Annotated in this window: 8 protein-coding genes; 3 read left to right on the top strand and 5 right to left on the bottom strand. The window is 62.0% G+C overall.

The features are described 5' to 3' along the window. The 4 genes from ACXJKR_RS20625 to ACXJKR_RS20610 form a co-directional block, all read right to left on the bottom strand. A partial coding sequence (locus ACXJKR_RS20625) for a HesA/MoeB/ThiF family protein (protein WP_457324405.1) occupies positions 1 to 634 on the bottom strand: 634 nt, incomplete at its 3' end. Next, positions 621 to 1,139 carry a hypothetical protein gene (locus ACXJKR_RS20620; protein WP_457324404.1) on the bottom strand — a complete coding sequence of 173 codons (519 nt, stop codon included), beginning with the start codon at positions 1,137 to 1,139 and terminating at the stop codon, positions 621 to 623. The genes ACXJKR_RS20625 and ACXJKR_RS20620, both read right to left, overlap by 14 nt. Next, positions 1,136 to 1,465, bottom strand: a complete 330-nt coding sequence (locus ACXJKR_RS20615; RefSeq protein ID WP_457324403.1) for a hypothetical protein — start codon at positions 1,463 to 1,465, stop codon at positions 1,136 to 1,138. The genes ACXJKR_RS20620 and ACXJKR_RS20615 overlap by 4 nt, the downstream gene beginning before the upstream one ends. Continuing rightward, the gene (locus ACXJKR_RS20610; protein WP_457324402.1) at positions 1,462 to 2,169 is read right to left on the bottom strand and encodes a multiubiquitin domain-containing protein; all 708 of its coding nucleotides are present in this window, start codon (positions 2,167 to 2,169) and stop codon (positions 1,462 to 1,464) included. Before ACXJKR_RS20610 ends, ACXJKR_RS20615 begins: the two co-directional genes overlap by 4 nt. Before the next feature lie 333 nt (positions 2,170 to 2,502). Here ACXJKR_RS20610 and ACXJKR_RS20605 point away from each other — a divergent pair, with 333 nt between their 5' ends. The 3 genes from ACXJKR_RS20605 to ACXJKR_RS20595 all read left to right on the top strand — a co-directional run bounded on the left by ACXJKR_RS20605 (position 2,503) and on the right by ACXJKR_RS20595 (position 5,337). Further along, positions 2,503 to 3,441, top strand: coding sequence for a WYL domain-containing protein (locus ACXJKR_RS20605; protein WP_457324401.1), 939 nt, complete (start codon positions 2,503 to 2,505; stop codon positions 3,439 to 3,441). A gap of 220 nt (positions 3,442 to 3,661) precedes the next feature. Further along, positions 3,662 to 4,492 carry a hypothetical protein gene (locus ACXJKR_RS20600; RefSeq protein WP_457324400.1) on the top strand — a complete coding sequence of 277 codons (831 nt, stop codon included), beginning with the start codon at positions 3,662 to 3,664 and terminating at the stop codon, positions 4,490 to 4,492. Beyond that, positions 4,429 to 5,337, top strand: a complete 909-nt coding sequence (locus ACXJKR_RS20595) for a hypothetical protein (protein WP_457324399.1) — start codon at positions 4,429 to 4,431, stop codon at positions 5,335 to 5,337. Before ACXJKR_RS20600 ends, ACXJKR_RS20595 begins: the two co-directional genes overlap by 64 nt. Before the next feature lie 393 nt (positions 5,338 to 5,730). Here the strand turns inward: ACXJKR_RS20595 and ACXJKR_RS20590 are convergent. After that, the coding region (locus ACXJKR_RS20590) for a hypothetical protein (RefSeq protein WP_457324398.1) at positions 5,731 to 6,643 on the bottom strand (913 nt) is incomplete at its 5' end.

Raw genomic sequence — 6,643 nt, 5'->3', positions numbered from 1 at the left:
GAGTGAAAAGACCGACGGCCGTCGATGCCAGGACGCCGTTGGGCCACACGACCTGAGGCTTGCCGCCTGCGGCGCCGTAGTTGCGAGCCTCCTGAGCTAGCGCTTCCTCAGTCACCAAGCCCATGCAGCGCAGACAAGGGCTCCCCGGCGTGATCAGCACCACCTGGCCAGAAATGAGGAAGCCGGCACCCACCTTGTGAACGTCCATGCCAATGTCGATATACGGGATCAGGAAGCGCTGGCAGAACTTGTCGAGCTGATCCTTGGCCGCCACGGCGTCCAAGCAGCCGATCAACACATCGCAGGTCTGGAGTTCCTTGGCCGCCTCTTGCCACTGTGTAGGGTGGGCGCCGATGCTGGCGTCAGCGACGACGGCACGGATCATGCGCTCGGCGATGTCGACCTTCAAAGTCCCGCGCTTCACATCTTCCAGGGTTCCACCGACCAGGCGGTTCAGATTCGTCTCGTCAATGGTGTCCGGGTCGACCAGCACGTAGTTGCTGACGCCAAGGTGGGCGAGCTGTTGGACGACATGCGACCCGCCGCCGCCTAGGCCGATGACGCCGACCTTCGCGCGCTTCAGGTCCTGCTCGCTCTTGGCGCCAAGGAAGCTCTGACGGTCATGCTTGCTCATAGCGATCTCCAAATTTCTGAACCGAGCGGCCCACCTGCGTGAACCCGTCGACGTACTGGGGTTTGGCGTTCTTCGCCGTCCATACCAAGCCCTTGGCGCTGGTATTGCTCAGGACAAGCAGGCCGTGGGGCGTGCGCGGCAGCGCGTTGAAGAAGCCAGGCACGAACTGGGCGCCGCTGACCAGGTCAGTCTTAGAGAAGACCGGTACGCCGCGGCCGCCGTGGGTGTGGATGTGAAGGAGGGCCGACTTGCCCGGGTGCGCCGCCTCGATCGCCTTGCGCATCGCGTCGGAACCGATCTGGGCACCAACCGTCGCGCTGGCCTCGTAGTCTTCGTCGGCCACCGGGTGATAGCTGCGGCAGAGAAGCAGGATGCCGCCGTCACGCGGGCGCGTCGCGCCCGCGGTCAGGAAGCCAACGCGTTCGAAGGCGAACGCGTGGCGGCGGTGCAGGTCGGCGCGAACCTGTGCTAGGAGCGCCTCGGTGATCTTGATGTGGATCTTCATCGGAATGCCCTCAAGTGGTTCATCAAGATCTGCACCCAGGGGAGCGCGGCCTCGATGCCCTGCCACGAGCAGGCGTACCAAGTGCGGCCACCCAACGTATGTGCGGTCCAGTTGTTCGCGCTGCCGCCGGGTATCTGGCGATCCAGGAAGAGCCGGGTCAGGTAGCCGGAGTGCTCGTGGGGGTGGAGCAGCGCATCGCAGACGACGGTGCCGCTGCGCGTCTCGACCTTGAGGCCAGGCAGAAAGGCCAGCAGGCGGCCCCCGTCCTGGAACGCTTCGGCGCTGGGCACGATGGCCTGCAGCGCACTGAGCTGCGCGGCGCTCACGACGACTGCCCCCGCGGCGGATGCGACGTGAAGTGCATGCCGGCCTTGAGCTTCAGTTCTTCCCCGGGCTTCAGCTCGACCAGCTTGCCGTTCACCCACAAGTCGAGGATGTAGCCCGGCTCGACCTCGAAGATGGCGATCAGCTGCTCGGTCGTGTAGGTGCCCTTGGCCAGCTCGAACGGCTGCTCGTTGTAGACCACCTTGATCAGCTTGCTGGCCTTGCGGGTCTTGAAGTGCTCCGTGCCCTTGTGGGACAGGTCCACCATGTCGTCCTCGTCCAGCACCTTGTCCGGCGCATCTTTCAACTGCTGCACAACCTCGAACTCGTCACCCTTGCGGGCCAGGCGCAGCAAGGTGCAGGCGTTGACCTTCGCACGCGGCCACTCAAGCTTGAGACCGTCCAGGAAGAGGCGGTAGGTCGCATCGCCCTCGATGACGAAGAAGCGCTCCACGCCCGGCTGGGTGAGGTCGACGAGCTCTTCAGGGCGGATCTCCTCCAGCGCACCGTTGTTCAGCTGTTGGAGGACGATCACCTCGTCGATGGAGTTGAAGCCTGCGGCTTCGGCGATCTGACGGCCGGTCACACGGTCGTCGTGGAGGCGCGCGCCGCGCGGGTTGAAGTTCTCGTCCAGGACCTCGATGGCTTGGCCCTGGCGGTTGCTGCTCGCACCGATATGGTGCGAATCATGGGTATCGATTTGCATAAAAAATCTCGCGAATGAATTCATCCAGGACCGGCCAAAGTGGACGGCCCCCCGGCTGGCGTCTCGGGACTCTTGACGCCCGGGGCATGGCCAAAGACACTCGCGACTTCCACATCTGAGTCTGGCTTCGGYCGGGTTCACCCCAGGGGCAAGCTTTCGAGCTTGCCCTTTTTATTTGCTGCTTTTCATCGGACCTCCTACGCTTGGTTGGTTGCTTTTGGTGCCGTCGTGGTCTCCATTCGAGCCCACGGACGCCACTATACATGATCATTTTGGGTTGGTCAAAGATCCAAAATGGATGCTTAATGGCACCAAACGCGTATGATGGAAAAAATGCCTGAGATCGACTCTTCCCTTCTTCGCGCCACCCTCGATGAACTTGCCCGCCCGCAACGAGAACGGCTCGCCTACATAGATTTCTCTCTCTATTTCCTGGGAGAGCTGCGCCGCCTGGAGCTGGCTGAAAAGTTCGAGACAGGCCCTTCGGGCGCCACGCGAGACATTGCCCTCTACAGGGAGCTGGCCCCAGAGAACTGTGAACTTGATCAAGCTCAGAAGGCCTACCGCCCGCTGCCAACCTTCAAACCGTTGTTCAAGCACTCGCCGCAACGGGTTTTGACGGCGCTCTCGCAAGGCTTCGGCGAGGGCCTTGGGTCGGAGACTGAGTCGCTTGTTAGATGCGACATCCCTGTCCCGCTTGCAGTGCCGGCGGCCGACGTAATCGCGCCGATCTCACGCGCGATTCATAGAGGGCTGGCTGTCCGCGCCGCTTACACGTCTGTTGAGCGGGGTCGCACGGAGAAGACGCTGGTGCCAATTGCACTCGTCGACAACGGCGTGCGGTGGCACGTTCGTGCTTTTGATCGCGAGCACCAACAGTTTCGAGACTACGTGCTGACGCGGATCGAGAATCCGATGGTGCTGGAAGACAGCCCTGCGAAGAGGGAAGAGTCGGCTGAGCAAGATGCGCAGTGGAGCCGGGTCATCGACCTGGAACTTGTTCCGCATCCAGATCATCCGCGACCTGAGCTTGTTCGCTCCGACTATGGAATGGTCGACGGCGTCTTCAAAGTGCGATTGAGGGCGGCCAACGCAGGGTACATGCTGCGATGCTGGTCCGTCGATTGCTCGCCAAACCATGAACTGTCTGCGCGAGAGTTTCCCCTCTGGCTCCCAGATCGGTTCGCGCTCTATGGTGCGAACAATGCGCAGCTCGCGCCGGGCTACGTCGATCCCAAAGAGCTGACGAAGACGGCGATTCGTGCGCTATGAAGGTCGCCAGGCTGGCAAACGCAGTGTTGCAGCCTAGTGGGCTGAGGTGCGAAATCACGACGTAAGCCCGCTTCCTTTGCGGCGCGAACTTAAAGGGCGCTAAGTGGCGATCACAGACGGTGCCGCAGACCTCCAACGGTGGCGCACGCCTCCGGTCTACCGAATGGTTAGCGGCGGACTGCTGTTGCCCGGCCGACATGAGAACAAGGTGTGGCGGGGCTTGGCCCAGTACCACGGCAATACTGAACCCGGCGTATCGCTGTGCATCAAGTGGGTGCCTCGCAAGGAAGTTCTGGCTACCGAGCTGGCCTGCTCTCTCGCCGCGCAAGCCTTGAAACTGCAAGTCCCTCGAGGTTCGCTGGTGCTTGCGCAGCGCGATCAGCTTCCAGGGCTGCCCGCGCGCGCGACGGGAGCAATGGGCGATAAGGTGCTCTGCTTCGGCAGCGAATTGCAGTGGCCTGACGACACTCTTGCAAGGCCAGTTGGCCTTGAGGCCGTGGAAGATTGGGTCTGGCGGCGGCTGTGCGATACCCCTCAAGGTCCGATTGGCGCCGTTTGGGACGAACTGGTCGCCAACGAGGACCGCCATTTCGAGAACGTCGTCTTCGACGGAAATCGCTGGTGGCTGATTGATCACGAGTTCACGCTGCAGCCGGTGGCAAAGGCCATGAAGCGCTTCACTGACTCTAACGTTCGAGCGGGGGTGATCGACTACCACCCGTTAGAGAACACTCTCGTCCACGAGGTCGTCACTCGTTGCCATGACCACAAGATGCAGGCTGTTCCGCAAAGCCTCAACAGCTACAAGCAGCGTCTGCTCTGGATGGTCGGACAAGCCCGACAGTGGACACAGTCGACAACAGGAATCTCGGAGCTGGATACCGTACTGATGATGGCTTGGTACTATCTTTCGTCCATCGAGTTGCGCCTTCCGGCCTTGCCGCTACATCTCGGCAAGCGCCTAAAAAACCCAACCCAACGTCTCGAATGGCCCTCTTCCAGCAAAGCCTCGAAGGCCCCGGCGCAGCGTACCAAGACCCGCCCTGCGTAGCCCTGTACCGGCCAATCTTCTGGGAGCCGGTCGCGGGAACAGGTGAAAGGGTCGTCGCGTTGATCGCCTTGGAGCCGCACGACTCGACGCAAGTGGTCATGGCGGCGAAGACGTATTGCGTGTTGTCACCAGAACGACTAGTTGCGATGGTCGGTAGGCAACGTGGAAACGCATCGAAGGGCGTACTGCAGCAGGTCGCTGACTACATGTCCTCCCAGCAAGCCGCAGGCATGCCTCTGGCGGATTTGGTGCCGCCATTCCATGGCTTTGTTGCAGCGCCGCTGATGACATGCAGGGGATACGACGTCGACCAGGTGCTCAACGCGGCCGTCCGCAGTGTGAGCGCCTTTGCCAGCGCAGACGCGATGATCGAAGAGGAAGCCGCGGCCGAGACTCCTCGATCGACCGTCCGAACGTCGGAGTTCCTCAAAACGATGAAACGCTATGTGGCCTCCGACGATGCCGAGATGAAGGCCCGTTTTGATCGGCGGTTCAGGCCGCGGAATTCGCAGATCGATCTGACCATTGACTACGCATTTAGCAGGTGGATTGTTCAGGTCACGTCATTGCCAGCAACGGAGCGGCAGGCTCATCACGCCATGCGCGAGGCGCAGAGCAAGCTGTTCGAAATTGGGCTTCTTCGGGAAGTGATGGACGGCAACGCGCTGTCGCCGATCCTTTTGGTCAACGAGGATGTCCTCGTGCATAGCCCATCAGACAGCGCGTTAGGCTATGCGTCACGCATGCAGATGCGCCTTTCCGAACTGGCACGGTTCGGGAATGTCGAACTGATGCAGGTTGCCACCCCGGAAGAAGGCGCCGAGAAGGTTCGCGCTCTGCGGTGACGGTGCAGCTCCGGGTCATTGATTTGCAATGCCTAGTGGAGTCCTTCTGGCCCGCGAAGACCAAGTGAAAAAGCCCGCCGGGTTGGGGCGGGCGGAAGGACTGGAACGACAGTGACCGCGCCGGCGTCGCCGTGCGCTACTCACTGATCGTGTCGATCCACCCGTACGACGAGGTGGCCGCCGACGTTGATCTCTACACGCCGATCGCAACCGAAATCGCGATCGCGAATGGCATCCCGATCTAGGCCAAAGCCATCGCCTACCTCTGCCTCGGATTTGGCCTGCCAGCGTTGTTCGCCATCGTCGTTGTGGTGATGGCGCTGCAAGGCACCAAGGACCTAGACGCAGCTCTCAAACAGGTTGGCGTCCATAAGTAGGACATTGACTTCGGCTTCAGGCCGCTGAACCCTCGGCCCTTGCCCACAGGTTTCTGCCGGACCAGACGTCCTCAGGCGGCATTCCGCGGTGTCCGCCGGCGGAAAGCATGTTCCAGCTCCAAAGATGTGGCCTGCAGTGGGGGTTTGCGATGGAGCCGGCGTGATCGCGGCAAAGCGACACCGCACGAAACGGATTGAAGGCAAACAGGCAGTCGAAGCCGTGGTGGCCGTCGAGGATTCGCTGCCGAAGGCGGGGCAGGGCCGCTGTGCGTATGTTCTCCAAGCCCCGGATGTACCGCACCATCTGCGCGTAGCGGTCAGCGACGTCTAGGTAGCTGAACGCGAAGAATCCCAGCATCGCGCCGTCATGCACTGCCATGGGCAGCAGGCGCTCCTCGACGAGCTCGAAGAGCGGTCGCGCGATACCCCTCTGTGTGAACAGCTCTCCGAGGACGACCAGCATGCGCAGCACGCTGCGACTCCATTCGTAGGCTACGGCTGGTTGCTGGCTGACATTGGCCATGCGCAGCATGATCACAGCCGCGGTAAGCGCGTCCAGCCCCGCGCGGCGCTCGAGCGCGGCAGCGAGAACGCCGTCGATGACGACCTCTCCGGATCGGAGGCGGGATGGCTGGCTTCCGCGACGCTTGACCAAAAGCTGGATGTCCGGGTCGAGCCCGGCTATCAGTGATTCCAGCTCCCGTCTTGTCAGCGAAGCCGCAGTCAGAGCTGACCACAGCGGGTTAGTTAAGCATGCGCTGGCGCCCGGGAAGGACGCCTCGACGACCGGGAGGACGCTTCTCGGCACATGCCGGCCCGAGAAATAGCTGGACCACTTGTGAAGGTGGTACGTGCGCTGCTCTCCGCCCGCCGTGACGGATTCGAAAAGCTGCTCGTGATCGGTGGGCGTCGGCAGCCCGGTCTTGGCC

Source organism: Roseateles sp. P5_E11, assembly GCF_054049355.1.
This window is presented reverse-complemented; position numbering and strand designations above follow the sequence as displayed.

Excerpts from the sequence above, each read along its gene's own strand:
- ACXJKR_RS20620 (WP_457324404.1), bottom strand. The coding sequence starts at position 1,139 with ATGAAGATCCACATCAAGATCACCGAGGCGCTCCTAGCACAGGTTCGC.
- ACXJKR_RS20610 (WP_457324402.1), bottom strand. The coding sequence starts at position 2,169 with ATGCAAATCGATACCCATGATTCGCACCATATCGGTGCGAGCAGCAAC.
- ACXJKR_RS20605 (WP_457324401.1), top strand. The coding sequence starts at position 2,503 with ATGCCTGAGATCGACTCTTCCCTTCTTCGCGCCACCCTCGATGAACTT.
- ACXJKR_RS20595 (WP_457324399.1), top strand. The coding sequence starts at position 4,429 with ATGGCCCTCTTCCAGCAAAGCCTCGAAGGCCCCGGCGCAGCGTACCAA.